Annotated in this window: 8 protein-coding genes; all 8 read left to right on the forward strand. The window is 72.2% G+C overall.

Annotation, left to right across the window (positions count from 1 at the left end):
- Positions 1-38 precede the first annotated feature (38 nt).
- The 8 genes from ACODT5_RS08665 (at position 39) to ACODT5_RS08700 (ending at position 21,404) form a co-directional block, all read left to right on the forward strand.
- The gene (locus ACODT5_RS08665) at positions 39-3,620 is read left to right on the forward strand and encodes a PLL family lectin (protein WP_422518597.1); all 3,582 of its coding nucleotides are present in this window, start codon (positions 39-41) and stop codon (positions 3,618-3,620) included.
- A 3-nt stretch (positions 3,621-3,623) separates the two neighbouring features.
- Positions 3,624-7,448 (forward strand): hypothetical protein, encoded by a 3,825-nt coding sequence (locus ACODT5_RS08670; protein ID WP_422518598.1) that lies wholly within the window; start codon positions 3,624-3,626, stop codon positions 7,446-7,448.
- Between the two features lie 60 nt (positions 7,449-7,508).
- Positions 7,509-8,600, forward strand: coding sequence for a hypothetical protein (locus tag ACODT5_RS08675; protein ID WP_422518599.1), 1,092 nt, complete (start codon positions 7,509-7,511; stop codon positions 8,598-8,600).
- Positions 8,601-8,608: 8 nt separating this feature from the next.
- Positions 8,609-9,373: a hypothetical protein gene (locus ACODT5_RS08680; protein WP_422518600.1), complete on the forward strand. Its 765-nt coding sequence runs from the start codon at positions 8,609-8,611 to the stop codon at positions 9,371-9,373.
- A complete protein-coding gene (locus ACODT5_RS08685; protein WP_422518601.1) occupies positions 9,370-10,320 on the forward strand; it encodes an MvdC/MvdD family ATP grasp protein in 951 nt (316 codons plus the stop codon). Before ACODT5_RS08680 ends, ACODT5_RS08685 begins: the two co-directional genes overlap by 4 nt.
- Before the next feature lie 223 nt (positions 10,321-10,543).
- Complete coding sequence (locus ACODT5_RS08690; RefSeq protein ID WP_422518602.1) at positions 10,544-13,210, forward strand: DUF6603 domain-containing protein; 2,667 nt, start codon at positions 10,544-10,546, stop codon at positions 13,208-13,210.
- On the forward strand, positions 13,207-16,770 hold the full coding sequence (locus ACODT5_RS08695) for a hypothetical protein (RefSeq protein WP_422518603.1): 3,564 nt from the start codon (positions 13,207-13,209) through the stop codon (positions 16,768-16,770). Before ACODT5_RS08690 ends, ACODT5_RS08695 begins: the two co-directional genes overlap by 4 nt.
- Positions 16,767-21,404 carry a hypothetical protein gene (locus ACODT5_RS08700; protein ID WP_422518604.1) on the forward strand — a complete coding sequence of 1,546 codons (4,638 nt, stop codon included), beginning with the start codon at positions 16,767-16,769 and terminating at the stop codon, positions 21,402-21,404. The genes ACODT5_RS08695 and ACODT5_RS08700 overlap by 4 nt, the downstream gene beginning before the upstream one ends.

Here is a 21,404-nt window from a genome sequence, read left to right on the forward strand (position 1 = left end):
AAACTGCCGCCCCTCCTCTCCGGACGAGGTCATGACCGATGAAGCGTTACACAGTGAAGGCGCTCGCCGCCTGCTCCCCCGAACCGGGTCGGCTCGACATCTTCCTCGGCGCCGACGACGGCAGTGTGTGGCACAGGACGTTCGACGGGACATGGCGTCCGTGGCACGCCCTCGGCAGTCCATGGTCGTCGGCCGGCCCGCCGGCCACCTCCGACTGGCTCACCGCCACGTCGTCCGGACCCTGCCGGATCGAGGTGTTCGCCCTCGCAGGCGGGCGCGAGCTGCGGCACCGCCGCTTCGCCGACGAGAAGTGGGCGCCGTGGACGTCACGAGGGGTACTCACCGAGCGGGCGGCGACGAACGGCTGCACGGCCGCGGCGACCGACCCCGACGGCCTGCACGTCCTCTTCCACGGCAGTGACGGCTCGGAGATCGTGCACTGGCAGTCGGACGGCGGGTCGACCCCGCAGCGCTCGGGCCTCCGGGCAGCAGGCCCGCTCCAGGCCGTCTCCGTGGCACCCGACCGGTTCGATCTCGTCGTGTCCGATGTACAGCGGCACCGCTTCCTGCGCCGGAGCTACTCCGACGGCTGGTCCGCCGAATGGGACGAGCTCGGAGGTCCGCCCGAGGACGGGGAGCCATCCGCTCGGTTCGCAGCGGCCGGACGGGACCTCTTCACCGTCGGCCACAAGGGGCTGTGGCACAGCAGGGGGACGGATCCGGCGAGCTGGGAGGACCTGGGAGGGGACCTCGCCGACGGTCGGGACACCGCCACCCGCCTCGCCGCGGTGTCCTCGGGCGACGGGCGGACCGACGTGCTCGCCGTGTGGGCGGGCGTGGCGTTGATGCACCGGTGGTTCGACCGCACGTGGTCCGACTGGCAGCTGGTCGACATCTGGGCCGAGGCGGAGGGCTATCACGCCCTGCGGCCGCAGGACCTTGTCGCGCTGACCGTGCGCGGCACCGGTCTGCGGGAACGCGTGCGCGCCGACGGTGTGGTCGAGGTCCTGGCCGCGAGCTCCGGTGCCCGGTTGACCGTGGAGTTCCCTCCGCAGCACGTCTCCGAGACGGTGCTTGAGTCCGGGTCGACCAGCCAGGCCCGGCTGGCAGGCCCTTCGCGTCTGGACTTCGCCATCGGTGAGGCGGTCGTGCCGCTCACCGTCGACGGTGTGCTGGACGCCATGCGAAGGCTGACCCTCGTAGCCGGTCCGGACACCGGTGCGCAGGGCGCGAGCAGGCTGGAGCTGCCCACGCGCCTGCTGCTGGCCCTGCCGGGCGGCACGCACCGCATCCACCGCGCCTTGCCCGCCGCGAGCGACCAGTGCACCACTGAGCTCTGGCACAGCCGCATCACCGGACCCACCGAGGGGGAGCCCTTCACTGTACGGCCCTACCAGGCCCTGCCCGACACGGCTCCCCTGTCGACCCCCTTGGGGCCGTACGTGGGCAACATCGCCACGCTCGGGGCGCTGCCCGCCAACCAGCCGGTGACGGTGGACCGCCTCATCCTGAGCTCCTACGGGGCGTGGTTCCAGGCCTCGGTGAGCTGGTCGGCGCTGGACTGGACCCACCTGGCCTCCATGGGGCGCGACTACTACGTCCGGGTCCTTCAGCGCGGTGCGCTGTTCCCGTTCGGACACCGCGCGTCATACGTCGAGATGACGGAACGGCGCTTCGACGTGGGCGACCCCCGCGTAGCGGCGCTGCGCAAGAAGCGCGTGCTGATCGTCACCGAACCGACCCGCACCTACGGGATCGGCGCCGGCGGCCGGCACGAGCGAGCGTTCCCCTTCCAGCAGGTCACCCTCGAACCCCTGCAGATCACGGATCTGGACACGCCGCAGTGGCTGTCCGGCAAGGCCTTCTGGCCCACGCAGGGCGGTGCGACGGTCGAGTTCACCGTCCGCGCACGGGCGGGCCGGGACCTGGTCGACCTGCGGCTGCCGCTGCTGTTCGTCGACAACGCTGCGACCGGCACGTCCAGCGCCACGGCTCTCGACGCGGAGTACGCGCGGGGTCCGCGCTCCGGTATCCGGCGCGACCTGGGGCGCCCGACGTCGGACGTGGGACGCCGGATCCCGCTCGCCATGCAGTCGGCGTCGCAACCTCTCCAGGGCGCCGTCCAGGAGGTGCACGCCATGTCGTTCGGCGGCGTCGGGGCACGTCCCTCCGCCAGTGGTGTGGGTTTCCACCCGCAGGTCACGCGGCTCCAGGTGGCACTGCCGGCGGTACGTCAGCTGCTCGGGTCCGCGCCGTCCGTTCCCGCCGAGTTCTCGAAGGCGTTCCTCCAGACCGGGACGGGTGCCCAGCCACCGGAGGTGTTGCTGACGCTCCTGGAACGGAAGGTGCTGAACTTCGCGGCGGCCGGGGCACGGACGGGCATGCTCGCCGCCCCGAACATGACCGTGAGCGAGATCTCGCGGACGATGGGGCCGACGGTCGGTGCCCCCTTCCCCACGGATCCGAAGAAACTCTTCGACGCCGACGCCAAGCTGTTCGGCGTCGTCCCCCTCCGCGACGTCATCGCCGTGATCAGCACCCCTCCGAAGATCACCTGGTCCGACCTCGCCAACGCCCCCTCGGCGACGCTGACATGGAGGGAGGACTTGTCGCAGCCCGTGGAGCCGTTCCATCCGGGAGCGGATTCGTCGGTGTTCCTCGAAGTCGCGTCGAAGGTCGTCGGCGGTCGGCCCGAACTGCGTACGACCGGTGAGATCACGGACTTCGCGCTGGAGATCCCCTCGCGCAACGGCGCCCTGGTGGTCCTCACGTTCCGGTGGGTGCGTTTCACGGCCAACTCCGGCGAGGGCCCCGGCCTCACGTTCGACCTGGCGGACGCCCGGCTCGCGGGAAAGCTGAACTTCGTCAAGACGCTGATGGACCTCATCCCGCAGACAGGGAACACGGGGCCGCGCATCGACGTGTCGGCGGCGCGGATCAAGGCGGCGTACGCGATCACCGTACCCACGGTCCCCATGGGGGTGTTCTGCGTCCAGAACCTCACTCTGGAGATCGGCCTCACCCTGTCGATGGAGAACCGGCCCATCCTGATCGACTTCAGCTTCGCCACCCGGGAACGGCCGTTCCTGGTGACGGTGTCCGGCTTCGGCGGCGGCGGCTACCTGGAGCTCGGCATCAGTGCCGGGGGTGCGGACGACGGCCTGCAACGGTTCGTGGGCGGCATCGAGTTCGGGGCCGGCGTCGCCATGGACTTCGGGGTCGCGAGTGGCGAAGTACACGTCTTCGGCGGTGTCGTGTTCGTGAAACAGGGCGGATCCATCGAAATCACCGGCTACCTGCGGATCGGCGGCAGCGTGTCGGTCCTGGGTCTGATCAGGGTCTCCGTGGAGCTGACGCTCAGCCTCACGTACAACGTGGAGAGCAACGAACTGCACGGCTCGGCCAAGCTCGTCATCACGGTCGACCTGACCTTCTGGTCGACCTCCGTCACACTCGAATGCCGCGAGAGCTTCAAGGGCCCGAGCCTCGCCTTCACCCCGGAGCAGGCCCTGTCGGCCTCGTCCTCGGACCTGCACGCCTCGTCCGTCGAGGACGCGCTGGGGCCCCAGGGCGAGTCGTTCCCGTGGCACACCTATTGCCGCGCCTTCGCAGCGGAGTAACCCATGGCCGTCCCCCAAGCGCAACGACAGTTCGTCTGGACCGCGATGCCGGCCAGGGCCGTGCCGCTCACCGGCGGGTCCGAAACAATGGGTCTGCTGTCGGTGCTGCTGACGCCCCGCCTTCTCGGCCCCGCGACGATGTCGAAGGTGTCGGACTTCGGCATGCAGAGCTGGCCGCAGCGGCTGTCGGCGGTCCGGTTCGACGTCTTCCGCGGATCGCAGCTCCTCACGTCGCGCCGCGTGCCCCACATCACCGCCGAAGGGAAGGAGATCACCTTCTCGACGACGGAGCAGCTGGCCGCCTGGCGCGCGCTGTTCGCCGCCGGCACGCTGGTACGCCCCTACGAGCCGACCTCCTACGGCGCACGCGGGGTGCATGAGTTCCCGGCGTCCGAGGCCGCCGCGGAGGTGCGCGGCGTGTACACGGCCACCGCCCGAACGCACCTGAGTCACAGCGGCGACGCGCCGGAGGTCAACTCCGAGCTCCGCGCGGCGCTCCGACGCATCAGCGAGACGTGGCAGACGGGTCTGCTGCCGGCGGACGGCGAACCGTCGGAGGTGTCCCCACGGGGGTCGGCCCTCGCCCAGGCCTACGCCTTCTACCGGCGTGACCACGAGGACTTCACCCCGCTGACACACGAATCCACGGCGGCGGAGCGCGATTTCCACGAGACCGTCGCCCGACTCGCCGACCACCCCCTGCTGCTCCGGGCGCTCGGCCTGCTGATCGATTTGGCGGTACCGGCCGCCCAGCTGGCGCAGGCTCCGAAGGAGCTGCGGGTCGTCCCCCGCTGGCCGAATCCGGACAGCTCCGCACCGACCGGCTGGAGCAGCGCCACGCAGAACGACCTGTCCCCGTGGACGGCCTACTTCCTCGACGGAAAGCGCTTCGTGGCCGCGTCCCTCCCCGGGACGAACGCAACCGAGTTCAAGAAGGGGATGCTGCCTCTGACCGGTACCGGCGTGGCCCCCTCCGGCAACGCGCGGTACGAGGTGATGCCGTTCGACGTGGACGGCGCCGCCCTGCGGATGGTAGGCGCCGCCGCCTCGGACCGTACTCGGCCACCGTCGGAGACCGGGGCCTGGGTCGGCGCCCTGCCCGCCCTGCGCTCGACGGGATTCGCGCTCGTCGAACGCGACCGCGAGCAGGAGCACCGGAAACAGCTGAAGAGGGCGCAGCAGCGGGCGACCGCCGACGGTCTGACCTCCACTCCGCTGACGGCCGATTCCCTCCTGGGTGGCTACCGGGTGGACATCCTGGACGTGGCGGCCGAGCAGTGGTACTCGCTGTGCCGGCGGAGGGTCCGCTACACGATCGGCGGAGTGCCGATCGGACAGGAATCCTCCGGCGGCGGCCCGCGCGGCCTGCTGGAAGAGGGCTACGTTCGACCCGCACCGGCGACCACGGGCGCCGGTGCGCAGGACGCACTGTACATCCACCAGGCCGTGGCGCGGTGGGCCGGATGGAGCCTCGTGGCCCAGCGGCCCGAGAGGGTCGTCGACACCGGCGACACCTTCACCGAGGCGGCGGCCGCGCCGTTCGACGCGGTCGTCGAATGCGAGCCGGGGTCGTTGCCGCGGCTCCGGTTCGGCCGCGACTACCGGCTGCGGGTCAGGATCGCCGACCTCTCCGGCGGCGGGCTGCGCTTCGACGAGGCGGGTGCCGCCGAGGAGCAGACGGAGATCTTCACCCACCAGCGCTTCGAACCGTTGCCGCCGCCCGAACTCGTACCGACGCGTCGGCTGGCGGACGGCGAGACGCAGGACCGCATGGTCATCCGGAGCGACCGCGACACCTCGGTCGGCGACTACGCGACCGCGCACGGGCATCGTGCCTTCGACCTGCGCATCCTGCTGGCTCCCAAGTCCTCGCTCGAACTGGCCCTGCAGCACGAGGGAAGGTTCGACGCCGCGCTGGGCCCCGACGCCCCCGCCACCGAGGTGCGGCGGCTCTTCGAGGTCGCCAAGCGGGCGGACCGCGACGTCCGCGACATCGCCGGGGCGGTCGTGGTCGAAGCCGATGCCGGCAGCCCGGCGCCCTACGTGATCCTCCCCGCGGCCGGTGCCACTCTGCCATGGCTGGCTGACTCAGGCAGCACCCACATCGCCCTGAACGCCCGGCCACGGCCGATCGACCCGACGACAGGCAGCCCCGGAGAGATCTCCGACCCGCGCATGATCGCCGTCTGGCGGGGCGACTGGCCCGCGCTGCAGTCGATAGCCCTGCGCCTGGTGGACGCCCCCTCGGGCTGCACCGTGAGCAGGTCCCTGAACCATCGGATCCTCACGGTCGCCCTCGGACCCGCTGAGCAGGTGACGTTCGACATCGCGTCCTGTCCGAAGACCCGGGATGTCCAGCTGTTCGGCATCGCGGGATGGCTGGGGGTGAACCCCAGCGACCCCGCGACGTTCCAGCACATCGTCCAGGGGAGGAGCCGCCTCATCACCCCGCCGCGGACCGTCACCCTGGTCCACGCCGTGCTGCGGCCTCTGACTGACCCAGCAGGGCGGCTGGACGCCCAGCGGGACAGCGGGGACACCAGCGCCGTACTGCGGACCAACGCGCTGCAGGTCCACATCCCCAGCACCGGCCGTCTCGACGTGCGCGCGGAATGGACCGACCACGACGACGTGCGGCCGGATCCGCCGACCCTCCAGAAGCGGAAGGCGCTGGTGGGCTCGTACGACGTCCAGCACCTGGGGCCGCACGAGGCGTTCCCGGTGATCCGTCAGGAGTTCGGCGACACCCGCCGCCGCCACGTCACCTACCGCCTGACCGGTGTCTCGCGCTTCCAGGACTGCTTCCCGCGGGCCGTCGCGGCCGACCCCCACGCCTGCCTCGCCGAGGGAGTCCTGGAAACCACGGACGTGCCCAGCTCCGCGCGACCGCCCGCTCCGAAGCTCCAGTACGCCGTCCCGGCGTTCCGCTGGACGCAGACGACCGACGGGCAGCGGTCGATCACGCGGTGGCGCCACGGCGGGATCCTGCGGGTCTTCCTCGAACGACCCTGGTTCGCATCCGGGGACGAGGAGTCACTCGCCGTGCTCACCTGGCCGACCACGTCGGCCCCCGCCGACACCCTCCGGTACGTCAGCGTCGCGGGACGAGATCCGATCTGGAACACCGGAACCCCGCCGACGATCCTCACGGAGGACCACGTCAACGCACCGGAGGCCGAACAGGTGGAACTCCCGGAACTGCAGCGCACGCTGGGCACGATCGCGTATCCCGTGCAGTTCGACGAGGAGGGCGACCGCTGGTACGCCGACATCGACCTGTCCCCGGTCGTGGCGGCCTCCTACTTCCCGTTCGTACGGCTGGCGCTGGCCCGCTACCAGCCCCACACCGCCCCCGGCGTGCCGCGCCTCTCCCCGTCCGTCCAGACGGAGCCCCTCCAGCTCCCTCCCCACCGGCGGCTCGTCGTCACACGGACGTCGGGGCGCGCCAGTGTGGTCGTCGACGGGCTCGGGCCGGCCGGCCCCCGGACGAACATCGTCCGAACCGCACTCCAGGTCCGCGACGGCGCCGGCACCGCGCAGGCGCAGGCAGCGTACGAGCACACGGACGTCCCCGCACCCGGTGACGAGGCTGGCGTGGCGTCGGACGGTGCGGGCATCGGCAGCGCCGGCTGGACCACCATCTTCCGTACCTCCGCAGGGCTCGGCCAGATCCGCGAGCTGGACATCCCCGGCAGCGGCGGGCGTCCCCTGCGCATCGTCGTCCAGGAGTTCGAGACGCATCCGTCCACCACGAACGAGACCGGCACGGTGGTCGACGGCCCCGGACGGCTGGTCTATGCCGACATCGTTCCGCTGGGGACCTGGTGACGGTGATGTCTGTCGTGCCCCGCGCGGGCCTGCGTCCCATCGAGCAAAGCGGGTGAAGAAATGGACCCTGTATTCCAGATGTTCCCCGAGGACGGACCGCTGCGGCTCGCCTCCCGGGCGACCAGCGGGCTGATCCCGTTCCTCGTGTCCGACAAGGCGACGACCATGTTCCTCCGTCTCATCGCGGTGGGTTCCGGCTGCGAGCCGCTCGGCGGGGCGGCGCCGACCATCGAACTGCGGGCGGGTACCGGTGAGATCGCGACCGTGCCACGCTCCCCGAGCGAGGGTGCGGTCCACGACGAGTCCGAAAATCAAGTGGGCACGGCCTCCTGGACCCGTGAACGCAACGACATCTTCAGGGTGGAGCTGCTCATCTCCAAGAAGGACGACCGCCTGTGGCGCGTACGGATCACGAACAACGATCCGGAGGAGCTCGGCTTCGTGTGGGTGACGTCGGACCTCGCGAAGGACACACTTCAGCCGCGGGTCTCCATGCCGCAGCGGAGCCTGGGGCGCCACGCGTTGTCGGGTCGACCGCTCGAGAACATCGTGGCGAACATCGCCAATGTGGGCACCGCGGCGCTGGAGTTCAGGGACCCGATCGGGACCGACATGGGCGCCGGCTTCACGCTGGTAAGGCGACCGTCCAGCATCCCGCCCAATGAGTGCGGAAGCATCGAGATCAAAGTCGCCCCGATCGGCCATTCCGACGGTCCGTACCGTGCCGAAGCCATATACACGCTGAAGTGCAACGTCATCGACGTCGGGGACCGGACAGTCAAGGACAGGACACTTCTCCTGGTCCGCTCGAAGAAGACGGAGAAAGAGACGGTGAAGGAGAAGGAGGGAGACAAGGGCGGCGAGAAGGGGAAAGAGGGCCAACTCGATATGAAGGCCGGTGAGACGCTCACCGAGCGCTTCCAGCAGATGCCGGGCGGTATGGGAGGGGGTGTCGGCGAACGACTGGCCGGCCTCGAGCGGACGGTCTCCGAGCTCGTCCACTTCATCAGCCCCGAGCTTCGGCCCGACCTGTCGACGAGCGCCCTGGACCGGGAGAACCGGGCCGGCCAGGAGGCGAAGTACACGAAGGAGGCCAAGGACGCCAAGGACGGAAAGGACGGCAAGGACTTCGACAAGCAGAGCGATCGGTAGCGGCCGCCATGTGGCTCGTGCTGTGCGATCCGGAGGACCAGGCGGCGCGGTGGGCGTACTCGGGTCTGAGGAAGCGCGGTCTCGCTCCGATCGAGCTCGTCGCTCCGCAGACACTGACCCGCTCGGCACGGTCCGCGCATCGCGTCGACGACGACCGGGCGAGCTTCGAGATCGGTCTGCCCGACGGGCGCACCCTCGCCAGCGGCGACATCGACGGAGTACTCAACCGTCTGTCCTACGCACCGGTCGACCATCTCCTGTTCGCCTCACCGGCCGACACTTCCTACGCCATGGAGGAGATGAGCGCCCTCCTGCTCAGCTGGCTCAGGTGCATAGCCCCCGTCACGGTCAACCGGCCCAGCACACGCGGCCTGTCCGGAGCATGGCGCTCCGCCGCCGAGTGGACCGTGCTCGCAGCCGGGGCGGGACTGCCGGTGTCCTCGCTCTCGCTGTCCAGCACGCCCCGCGCGGACGCTCACGTCGACGGTCCTCGGGAGCCCCAGCACGAACCGGAGGGCACGCTTATCCACAGCGTGGTGGTCCTGGGCGGGCAGGTCTTCGGCGGCGAGCGCCTACGGGACCTGGTCCCCGCCTGCGTCCGGCTCGCCCGGCTGGCCGATGCCGACCTCCTGGGGATCGACCTGGACCTCCGCGACGGCGGCGAAGCACGCTTCGCCGGGGCCACGCCCCTCCCCGATCTGCGTGTCGGAGGAGGCACACTCCTGCAATCCCTGCACGAGCACCTCACCCGTCTGCCGGCGAGGCCGCGGTGATCGTCCTCTGCGGCATCGCGAGCGAGCTGCCGATCGTGCTGATCACGGAGGCGCTCCAGCAGCTGGACCTGCCGTACACGATGCTGCACCAACGACACTTCCTGGACACCCCGCTGGACATCGAGGTCGACGGCGCCGGGGTCCACGGGCGTCTGCTGGACAACGGTCGGTCCATCGACTGTTCCAGCGTGACGGGCATCTACACCCGGCTCATGGACTGGCGCATGCTGCCGGAAATGGAGGGGGCCAGCGAAGAGACGGTGCGGCACTGCGCGTTGTGGCACGAGGTCCTCGGCAACTGGATCGAGATCGCGCCTGGATGCGTGATGAACCGGACGGCCGCGACTGCGTCCAACCAGTCCAAGCCGTATCAGGCCCAACTGATCGCCGACGCGGGGTTCCGCGTCCCGGAGACACTGGTCACCAACGATCCGGATCTCGTCCGGGCGTTCCTGTCCCGCCACGGCTCCGTGGTCTACAAGTCGATCAGCTCCATACGGTCGATCGTCCGCCCGCTCGACGACGATGCCGTCGACCGCCTTCCGCTCATCCGCGCGTGCCCGGTGCAGTTCCAACGCTACGTGCGGGGTGTCAACGTCCGGGTGCACGCGGTGGACGGAGAGCTGTTCGCGACCCGGATCGAGACCGACCGCATCGACTACCGCTACGCCCACCGGTACGGCGGACGGACGGAACTGACTCCCTGGGACCTGCCGGAGGAGCTGGCACAACGGTGCTCGACGCTCGCCACTCGGCTCGGGCTCACGCTCGCGGGCATCGACCTCGCCCTGACGGACCAGGGAGAGGTCTACTGCTTCGAGGTGAATCCCAGTCCGGCCTTCAGCTTCTACGAAGAGCACACCGGCCAGCCGATCGCGCGTTCGATCGCGCGAGCGCTCGCCCGGGGAAGGGTAACGCCGTCGGAGACTTCGCCGGGGGCCTGGTGAGACACCGCCGCGTCCGCTGCGGCCGTCCGTCTGTGCTGGTCGGGTGAATTCGTACCGGACCGGCCCCACCCAGCGGTTCGCGGAGGCGCCGCACACCCCGGACGGCGATAGCGTCGGGGCGTTCACCATCCCCATCCGCCCTGGTGGCAGCACCTTCCTGCGGCCCGCGGGCGGAGAACGGCGCCGATCAGATGAACGTCCCCCACCTCTCCACGGCCCGCTGATGGCAACCCCACTGGTGCAATTGGCGGCCGAGCTCCGTGCGGGGCTCGACCCCGTGCTGCCGCTCCTCACCGGCCTCCCCCAGAACGCCCGTAGACAGCGCCTCGCCCATGCGCTCGGTCTGCCCGGCGACGCGCTGACCGCGGACGCGCTGCTCGTACGGTTCGCCCTGCCGCACGCGTCCCCTGCGGGGGACGTGTGGCCGGTCCTCGTCGACCTGCTGCGCACAGCCGTCAGGCAGACTCCGCCGGCATGGACGCTGGCCATCGACGGCGTCCTCCAAGCGGGCCCGTCCACGGTGCAGGATCCGCTCGCGGCAGCCCTGCCGCAGACGATCAGCCTCTCCCTCGTCCTGACCGGCGCGCTCCCCCTCGTACCCGGTCTGGCCGTGCGCGACGGCATCAGTCTCGTCCTCTCCCTCCCTTCCGCCGCACCCGACACCTCATCGCTCACCTTCGGGGCCGACGGCCTCGACCTCGCGCTCACCGACCACGAGCTGCTGAAGCTCCTCGTCCCCGGCGGGCTCGTCCTCAAGAGCCGCCTGGGTGCCAGGCTCGGCAAGGACGGGCTGCGCCTGGAGGGCGGCGGAGCCGGCAAGGGGATCGCGCTCCCCCTGAAAGGGGCGCCGTCCGGGCTGCGCGCGCCCTCGCTGTACGTGTCTGCCCGGGACGGCGGGCTCCGGCTCGACGTGTCCTTCCGGGCCTCGCTGCTAGGCCTCGCGGATGCGGCGGTCGACGGCGTGGGCCTCGAAGTCCGCCCGGCGGGCGGGGGGTACACGGCCGCCCCGGTGGCGCCGAAGGGCGTCGGGCTCACCCTCGCCGCAGGCCCCGCCAAGGGCGGCGGGTTCCTGGCCGAGCACGACGGCCAGTACCGCGGGGCGCTCTCGTTCAGCCTGGGCGTCATCGAGGTGCAGGCCTTCGGGATCCTGGACACCCGCCCGGTGTCGGTCCTGGTCGTGATGAGCGCCGCGTTCACCCCCGCCATCGAGCTGGGCCTCGCCTTCACACTGAACGCCGTCGGCGGTCTGCTCGGCGTCGGCCGTGCGCTCGACCGGGCGGGTCTCGCGGAGGTCGTCCAGTCCGGCCATCTGGACGACCTGCTCTTCCCCGCGGACGCCGCCGCCGCGGCGCCGCGCATCCTGACCTCGCTGGGCGCGGTGTTCCCGGCCCGCTCCGGGAGCACGGTCGTCGGGCCGATGTTCCGGGTCGGCTGGGGCCGCCCGGTGTCCTTCCTCACCGCCGATGTCGGGGTGGTGCTGGAGCTGCCCAGCGGTGTGGTGGGGATCCTCGGCCGGCTCAGGGTCGCGCTGCCCGCCCCCCAGGCGCCGATCCTCGATCTCCGGGCCTCCGTCGCGGGTGTCGTCGACGCCGCCAACGGCCTGGTGGAGATCAACGCCAGCCTGGCCGGCTCCCGGCTGCTGACCTCCTCGATCGAGGGCGGCCTCGCCCTGCGCGCGAAGAGCGGGCAGGACGCGACCTTCATCCTCAGCGCCGGCGGCTTCCACCCCCGGTTCACCCCGCCCGCGGGCTTCCCCACACCGAAGCGTCTGACGATCTCGATCGCGGACAGCCCACTGCTGAAGATCGTCTTCTCCGGCTATTTCGCACTCACCCCCGGAACCGTCCAGGCCGGCGCCGATCTGTCCGCCGTCATCGGCTCCCGCAGCACCGGCGTGTCGGGGCGGCTCTCCTTCGACGCGCTGGTGCGCTGGGAGCCCAGTTTCGGCGTGCTCCTCGACCTCGGCGGCTCGTTCGCCCTGCGTTTCGCCGGCAAGACCCTCTGCTCGGTCGGGCTGCGTGTCCACGTGGACGGGCCGACGCCCTGCTGGCACATCGCCGGCCGGGCCAGTGTGTCCTTCCTCTTCTTCGACGTCAGCTTCCCCTTCGACGAGCACTGGAACTGCACCGGCGAGGCCAAGGTCCCGCCGCCGCCGGACGTGTGTCGGCTCCTGGAGCAGGCCCTGGACAACCCCCACAGCTGGGAGCCTGTCCTTCCGGACGGCGCCCGCACCATGGTGTCTCTGCGCGCCGACGATGTCACCGGGGGTCGCCTGCTGCACCCGCTCGGCCGGCTGCGGTTCAGCCAGCGCACCGTGCCGCTGGACACCGAGGTGGTCAGGTTCGGACCGGGCCGGCTCCCCCGGCCGACCAAGTTCGGCGTGACGGTGGCGTTCTCCGGCGGGGCCGGCACGGTGCAGCCGGTCCAGGAGGACTTCGCCCGGGCCGACTTCTTCGACCTCACGGACGACCAGAAGCTCACCCAGCCGGCCTTCGAGCGGCTGCGCTCGGGCAGCGAGCTGACCCCGCCGGCGAGCGCGACGGCCGCCCCCGGCTACTCCGTGGACGTGGAGTACGAGACCAAGTGGCTCGGCGGCCCTGTCATCTCCCCGACCGCCCCCTGGCTGATCTCCGACGCCGCCCTGACCGCCGCACTTCCCTTCGGGGCGGTGGGCCGCAGCCTCGTGCACGCACTGCGCAGCCGGTACGCGACCCCGCCGGTCAAGCCGGTCCTGAAGGAGCGCGGGTACGCGGTCGTACACACCGGCACGCTCAAGGAGGCGGAGTTCCCCCGGACAGTCACCTTCACCCAATCCACCGCCCTGCTGAAGACCGTCTCGGGCCGGTCCGCGCTGTACCAGGTCGTGCCCGACTACGAGGTGAGGCCATGACCACGTACACCTTCGCGTCCTGGGCCCGGGCCGGGGCCGCCGCCTCGCTGGCCGACCAGGACGACCTGCACCGCACCACGCCCGTACGGGGCTCCCTCATGGCCACCGCGTCGGTGAACGGCCGTCCCGTGCGGCCGGTTCCGGTGCCCCCGGTGCACCTGTACGGGCCCGGCGATGTACGGGGGATCGACCCCAAGGAGATCGTGCGGCTCTTCCCGCTGCCGGGCACCCCCGACGCGGAGACCACCAAATTCCCGATGGTCGAGTTCGAGCGAAGCGAACTGCCTTGGCTCTTCACCCCGTTGGCGCCGGGTTCCGCGGGCTCCCTGCGCCCGTGGCTCGCCCTGGTCTGCGTACCGTTCACGGCCGGGCGGCCGGAGCGGAGGCCAGGAATCCCGCTGCCGGTGCTGTCGGTCCGCGGCAAGGAACTGCCCGATCCGGCCACGCTCCACCTGTGGGCGCACGCACAAACACTGCCGGGCCACGAGACCGACCCCCGCCGGTCGGTGTCCCGGCTGCTCGCTCCTCGCCGACTGCTGCCGCACACGAGCTACACCGCCTGTCTGGTCCCCTCGTTCGAGGTGGGACGCCTGGCCGGGCTCGGCGAGAAGACCGCCGGCGGGAACCTCGCGCCCGCCTGGACCCCGAGCGGCCAGGGGGACCTGCCGCTGCCGGTCTACTTCTCGTGGACGTTCTCCACCGGTGAGGGCGGCGACTTCGAGACGCTAGCCGACCGGCTGCGGGCCCGACCGCTGCCCCCGAGGGCCGGCCGCCGGCCGCTCGACGTGAGCCGCCCCGGGCTCTTCGCCACCGGCCCCGGGGGAGTCGTCCAGGAGGTGGAGAGCGCCCTGCGCGCCCCCCTCACCCCGGCGCGGGACCCATGGCCCATCGGCCCGCCGAGCGCGCAGTGGCGGCAACAGCTGGCGGCCGCACTGGTGCCGCTGGCGGACGGCGAGGGCGACGAGGACCCCGACGTCCTGCCCCCGTTGTACGGCGGATTCCACGCGCTCAGGGAAAAGGCCGACCCAGTGTCGTCCGGCTGGCTCGACACCTTGAACCTCGACCCGCGCTGGCGGGTCGCGGCGGGGCTCGGCGCCCGGGCCGTCAAGGCCGAGCAGGAGCAGCTGATGGCTTCGGCGTGGCGGCAGCTCGCCGACGTACGGGCCGCCAACCGCCTGCTCGACCTGGCGCGGTTCGCCCGGCTGGTCGGCGGCCGGCTGCATCTGCGGCACGTACGACCGCTCTCCGCCGACGAGGTCATGCGGCTGGCGACGCCGCTGCAGAGCCGCCTCGCGCTGACCGCGGACACCACCCTGTGGTCGTCGATCCGGGCGAGCCTGCTCCCCAACGCCATGGCCACCACCGCATTCCACCGCGCGGTTCGCCCGATGGGCGCCCTCAGCCGTCGGGTGGGACTCATCGCGGGCCGGGCGGCGGACGCACCAGAGCAGCCGTTCGCCACGGTTCTCGCCTCCGTCGCCGCCTCCACCACCGGGCTCGCCGTGCCCCGGCGCGATCCCGACGGCGCGGTGGCCTTCGCCGTCGCACCGGATCGGGTCGTGGCCCCGGAGCGGCTCGACGCCGTACGAAAGGTCTTCGCACCCGACGACGGGGCGCCGGACGCCTGGCGGCAGGTCGCGGACGACGCGGCCCGGCGCTCCGTGCAGCGCACGGTCACCACCGAGCAGCTCGCCGCCACGCCCCCGCTCGCCGGAGTCGCGCTCAACCGTGCCTTCCGGCTGTCGGCGCTGCCCGAAGTGACGGCACCCGAGGACTTCCTCGCACGGACGAGGGTCACCCCGCACGGCGACCTGGTGTTCCCCACCGGCCGGAGCGGTCCGGCCGGACTCGGGCTCTTCACGGACGCGGCGGACGCCGGCACGGCGCGGGGGCGGTTCACCGGCGCGTTCGACGGGCCGTGGACCGGGGCGCCCGAGGGCGAGCCTGCGGGCGACTGGAGGGGAACCTGCACCGGCACCTGGGACACGGGTACCGGACGGTCGGGCCGCTGGAAGGGCAGCTACGAGGGCACGTGGAGCAACTACCCCGGCGAGGGCGGCGGCGACCCGACCTGGATCGCCCTGTACACCGGGACGTGGGAGTCCGGCTCGGAGCAGGGCACCTGGCGCGGGGTGTGCACCGGCACCTGGAGCCCGGACAACATCAGCTCCGACGGCGTCTTCACCGGCACCTGGCAGTCCGCCGCACACCACGGCACGTTCCGGGGCAACTGCCCGGGCAGCTGGGACTGGGACGACAAGAAGCCGACCACCGAGCTCTGGTGGGCGGACTGCTCCGGCGAGCTCCGGGTCACCGCCGAGGGCCCCGGCCCCGAGCAGGAGCCCTGGGAGCCCTCCGACCTGAAGCCCCTCGTCGACAAGTGGCACGAGAGCGGAGGGCTCGGCCTCGGCGTCTTCACCCACCCGGGCCTCCTCTCCCAGCAGAACGACCTGCTGCCCGCGCCCGCCGTGCTCGACGCCCGGCCCGAGCACGTCAAGGACATGGTGGTCCAGGCGCACGACCGGGTGACCGGCCCGTCGGACGCGCCGCCGATCCCGCCCCGGGACACATTCCCCGCCCAGCAGACCCAGCAGAAGATCGTGGAGCTGACCGACCCCGCCGTCACCGTGCCCGCCGTGGTCGACGCCCTGGTCGAGCGGCCGGCGGGCACCGATCCGGAGGTTCCGGTGCAGTGGGCGCCCGTCTTCACCGACGCCATGTGGCCCCCGCTGTCGGCGCAGTCCACCGAGTGGATGCTCGGCGGTCTGGAGCACGTTCCGGCCGACACGGCGGTGCTCACCCTCACCAACGCCCAGTTCGTCGCCGCCTACATGGTCGGCGCCAACCACGAGTTCGCGCGCGAGCTGCGCTGGCGCGAGTACCCGACCGACCAGCGCGGCACGTACTTCGCCTCGTTCTGGGGCCACGGAACGGATCTGCCGCCGCTGCACCAGTGGAAGCGCGAATTGCAGCTCGGTACGCATCTGACCGCCCCGCCCGACCGGGTCGTCCTGCTGCTGCGCAGCGCCCTGCTGCGCCGTTACCCCGGTGCGATCATCTACGCGGCTCCGCTGCCCGACACCACTCCCACCCATCCCGACGAGGCCCAGGCCAGGCATCCGATCTTCCGCGGCGGCCTGGATCCCGACACGGCCGTGGTCGGATTCGACCTCACCGAGGCCGAACTCCTCTCCTCACCCTGGTGCTTCGTCATCGCAGAGCAGCCGACCGAGCCCCGGTTCGGGCTCGACGACCCGCCCGCGGGTGCGCTCACCGACCCTCCGGCGACCGGATCCTGGGGCGGCCGCTACGACCCGCCGCCCAAAACCCCCAGCACGGCGGACGACTGGAACAACCTCAACTGGAGTCATCTCTTCGACTCCAAGGAGGCGTATCTGGTCGCGACCCACGCCCCGGGGAACCTGCGGCCCAACGTCGAGCATGCCGGTCTCGTGTGGGGTGCGAGCGCCGCGGGGACCGCCCGCCAGTGTTTCCAACAGCCCGTCAGGGTCGTCCTGCCCGCCGCGCGACTCCTGACCCCCGAGGAGAACGACAGATGACCGATCTCGGCGCACTGCGACGGGCCGTGGCCGAGGCCGAGGAGCACCGTGCCCTCCTTGGCGCCCGGACCACCGCCACCGACCGGCAGACAGCCTTCGACCGCCTCGGCGCCTCCCGGCGCGCCCTGGACGAGGGCGTGCGCACCATCGCCGACAGGGGCTTCGCCCCGCTGCTCGCCGGTCTCGATCCCGAAGTACCGCTGGTGCTCCTGCCCGTACGCCTGGAGACCCGGCTGCGGCGGGACGGAGGTCAGGACAGACTGCTCGTGCGGATCTTCCCCGACGACATCCACGTCGAGTCGCACGAGCCTCACCCCACCGAGGGCGAGGTGCAACAGGGCCGCCGCTACTGGCGGACGGTGTGGCGGGCCGGCCGCACCGACAACACGGACGGGGACCGGGCCCGGCTGCTGCTCGCCGCCTGGGGGCAGCTGTCGGGGGCACTCGGTGCACAGCGGGCGCGCTGGCTCGTACGGCTGCTCACGCCCGTGTCGGACACCAGGCCCCCGACGCCGCTGCCCGACGCCGCTCCGGATCCGGAGCCGTCCTGGCCCGAGGTGCCGGTTCGCGGGCGGGGCTGGAACCGGGCGGCGACCGCCTCGACACTGCCGGACCTGTTCGTCGTGAGGGCGTACCAGGGCGATGTCCTGGTCGGCGAGAAGGAGGGCAAGCCGGTCCCGGACGTGGTGCAGCTCGGGCCGGACCCGGATGCCGAGCCCGCGCCGGGCGGTCCGCACCTCGACCCGGCGCTGCGCTGGCTGACGGAGTTCGAGGAGGCGGATAGGAAGGGGCTCGCCGTCACCGTGCTACTGGGCGGGGAGGGTTACGTCCCGGCCCGGGAGCCGTTGCTGACGCGGGTGGTCGCCTTCGGCGTGTCCGGCTCCCTCGGCCCCGAGGCCTCGGCGGGGCGGCTCGCCCGGCTGCTCTCCGGCCGGGACGGCGACGGCGAGGCCGCGTTCGTACGGCAGGGCACGGCGACCAACAACACCCAGGACGGCGACGGCTCCGCACCGGCGCCCCCGGACGTGGACCGGCTGCTCGGTGCCTCCACCCCTGCCGCACCGCCGGACACGTGGGCGAACTGCAGCCGCGTCGCCGCCGCGTTCGGCCTGCCGGTGTCCGCCCTCACGGCCCTGCCCGGGGCCGACGAACCGGAGCAGGCCGACGCACGCAACCTGCAGCTGGCCATGTGGAGCGCCACCGGGGACTTCTATCTCGACGAACTCCTGGAGGAGGACCGGGGAGGCACGGAGCTCACCGTCGACCGGTCCTGGCTGCGCCGCCACTACTTCGAGAACGTACGGGCCCGCGGTCCGCTGCCGGTGCTGCGGATCGGCCGGCAGCCGTACGGGCTGCTTCCCGTCACCGCCACCGCGCGCTGGCGGCCCGATCCGCAGCACGAGCCACCGGGCCTGACAGGGCTGCACCGGGTCGTGGGCGTACTGCGCCCCTTCTGGGAGGTCGGCGTCAGCACCCTTCCCCGAGTCGGCGGCCCCGACCAGCCCGGAGAGACCCTCGCGCTGCCCAAGCCGGAGCGGGACGTCCTGCGCGCCCTGGGGATGGCGCCGGTGTCGGGGACGGTGTCGGTGCGGTCCGTCCAAGGCGGGCTCCTGGCCTGTTTCAAGGACCTCTCGCTCAGCATGGGCGGCATCAGCTTCGGCAGCACCGGGTACTGCGTCGGCGACACCCCTGAGGACCTGCACTCCCGGGCCCTCAACACGGCTCTGGGCATCGGCTACCGCCCGCGCATCAGCCACCACGTCAACGGCGCGGCCACCCGTCTGTGGCTGCCGTACGTCCGTCCGGCGACGCTGTCCGAGGGTGTCGACCCGGCCGAAGACCTGAGGCGTTTCCTCAACGAAGTCGTTGAACGCTTCGAGGTGCACAGGCTGGTGATCCGCAAGGAGGAGACCCGCACCCTTCTGGAGGCACTTCTGCGGCACACCGCGAACCTGGAGTACGGGCGTGCCGCCTCCGGCGTCCGCGACCCGGACGCGCCCTGGCCCCGGCTGCGGTTCGCCGACGTCATGCTCAACCCCCAGCACGAGCTGAGCACCGTCAGCGGAGCCGGTCTGCTCGCCCGTCCCTTCGCCTTGGGCAAGATCATGGCGCTGTCCGTCCCGGGGACCGACGCCGACGGCGGTTCCGCCCGGGCCACGACGGTGCTGCAGGCCATCACCGGCGCCCGTGCCTCGATGGCCGGGCTCGTCACCGATGCGGCGACCAAACGCAACGGGGTCCTCGCACTGCTCGGCACCGAACGGCCCTGGAGCGTGCGTCTCGCGGAGATCGACGCCGCCCTGCAGTACCTGGCCGGCCGGGTGAAGACCTGGGGGGATCGCAAGGAGGACCCCTTCGCCGCCATGGAGCGGCTGCTCGGCGAGTGCCTCGACCTCGTCTCCCACCGGCTCGACGCCTGGATCGGCTCCCTCGCCACCGCCCGGCTCTTCGCACTGCGCAGCCCGGGCCGCCGTCCGACCGGGGTTCAGTTGGGCGCGTACGGCTGGGTGGAGGACCTGTCGCCGCGCTCCGTCCCGCGTAGCCGCGGCTGGGTGCTCGCGCCCTCGCTGCCGCAGGCCGCCACAGCGGCCGTCCTGCACAGTGGCGCCTTGTCACACCCCACCGACCCCGGTGCCTTCGCCGTCGACCTGTCCTCGCGGCGGATGCGGGTGGCCATGAGCGTCCTCGACGGGATCGCCCAGGGCCAGCCGCTCGGGGCGCTGCTCGGCTACCGGCTCGAACGGCGGCTCCACGACGAACGCGAACGGCCCGACGCGCCCTTGGAGTTGGACCGGTTCATCGCGCCTTTGCGCGCCAAGTGGTCGGTGCAGAGCGTCCATCACACGGCAACGGGAGCCGAGGAGTTCATCGGCGCCCACGACGTCACGGACGGTGCTCGGCTCGCCGACGTGTCCGAGAACGATGTCGTCGCGCATCTGCGGGCCCACTCGGGCAACCCGCCGATGACCGGGCCGGAGGAGAAGGCCGTACGGCGCCATCTAGTTTCCCTCCGCGACGACCTGGACGCGGTCGCAGACCTGCTGCTCGCCGAGAGCGTCCACCAGTTGACCCAGGGCAATCCGGACCGGGCCGGCGCCACGCTGGCGTCGCTCGCGGCGGGCGGGCAGCCGCCGCCGCGGCCCCAGATCCTCGACACTCCACGGCGGGGCGTCCCGGTGAGCCACCGGGTCCTGGTCGTCGTGCCGGAGGGGGCCGCCCGCGCGGCGGGCTGGGACGGCGCGCAGCAGATCGTACGGCCGCGTGCCAAGGCCGAGCCACGGCTCGACACCTGGGCGGGACACCAGCTGGGGGCCACCGGCCGGATCAGGCTGCGGGCCGCGTGGCTGCGGCCGGGCCAGACGGACGGGGGCGGCACGGCCACCGTCACCGAGCACGCGTGGCCGCTCACCCGGTACTGCGCCCTGGACGTGGTGGCGCTCGCGGCGACGGGCAGGCTGCGGACCGTACTGGAACGCGAACTGCTGCCGCAGCGGCCGTCGAACGTGACCACCGACGCCATCCCCGTCCTGCGCCCGGGCCGGGCATCGGGCTGGGCCCGCACGGCCCTGGACATCGCCCAGGTGGAAGCGCTCGGCACGGCGGTCGCCGGAGTGCTCGCGGCCGCCAGGCCGGGCACCGCGGCCGAGCTTGCATCCGCCCACAACCCGCCCGGGCCGGCGGCGGACCCGCAGTTCACGGCCCGCGCGCAGGAGGCGTTCGACGGCCTGCGGGCGGCGGTGGCCGTGGAGGATCTGGACGCGCTCGCCGCCTACGGGGTGACCGGACCGCCGACCGGTCCGGCCGGGGAGCAGGCCGACCAGCTGGCCGCCGCCCTGCGCGTGGCCCAGGAGCGGCTGACGCTCGCCCGCCAGGAGACGGAGCGGGGCGGGCCGGGTGCCGCGGCAGCGGTCCTGGAGGCGGTGTTCGGCCCCGGCTTCCGGGCCGTGGGCCTGTCGGCGCCCCCCGATGGCGCGACGGTGGACGACTCGTTCGGCCCGGGGCTCGACCGCGGGGGCGACACCCTGCTGGTGCCGGGCGACTGGGTGGAGCTGATGGGCACTGTACGGCCGGGAACCGGCGCCCTGGCGGATCTGCTGCTGCACACCGGGGCGGCGGCGACGGGTGCCGGGTACGCCCTGCGGATCGGGCAGGTGCCCTTCGCGACGGGCGACCGCTGGGTGGGTGCTCGGCGCAGGCCCGAGGACGAGGAGAAGCCGGCTACGGGACTGGTGGTGCACGGCCCGGTCCAGCCCCTCACGGCGGGCAACGCCGCGGTGCTGGCGGTCGACGCGTGGTCGGAGCTGATCCCGGCTCAGCGGCACACGGCGGGCGCCACGTTCCACTACGACGCGCCGGGGGCGCGGGCCCCGCAGGCCGTGCTCCTGGCAGTGCCGCCGGTGATCGGCGCACCGTGGACACCGGACGTGCTGGCCGCCACCGTCGGCGAGGCGTTCGACCTGGCGAAGCTGCGGCTCGTGGACCTGGACGCGCTGGGCTGGCTGGGGCGTTACCTCCCCGCCGCCTACCTGCCCGAGGGGGCGATGGGGACGGCGCCCAGCGTGCACGTCAAGGACCTGCTGAAACGGACGGACATGGCCAAGATCGTGGCGCAGCTGATCAAGAAGGAGTCCTGA

The organism is Streptomyces tatrensis (genome assembly GCF_049310065.1).
Lineage (GTDB): Bacteria > Actinomycetota > Actinomycetes > Streptomycetales > Streptomycetaceae > Streptomyces.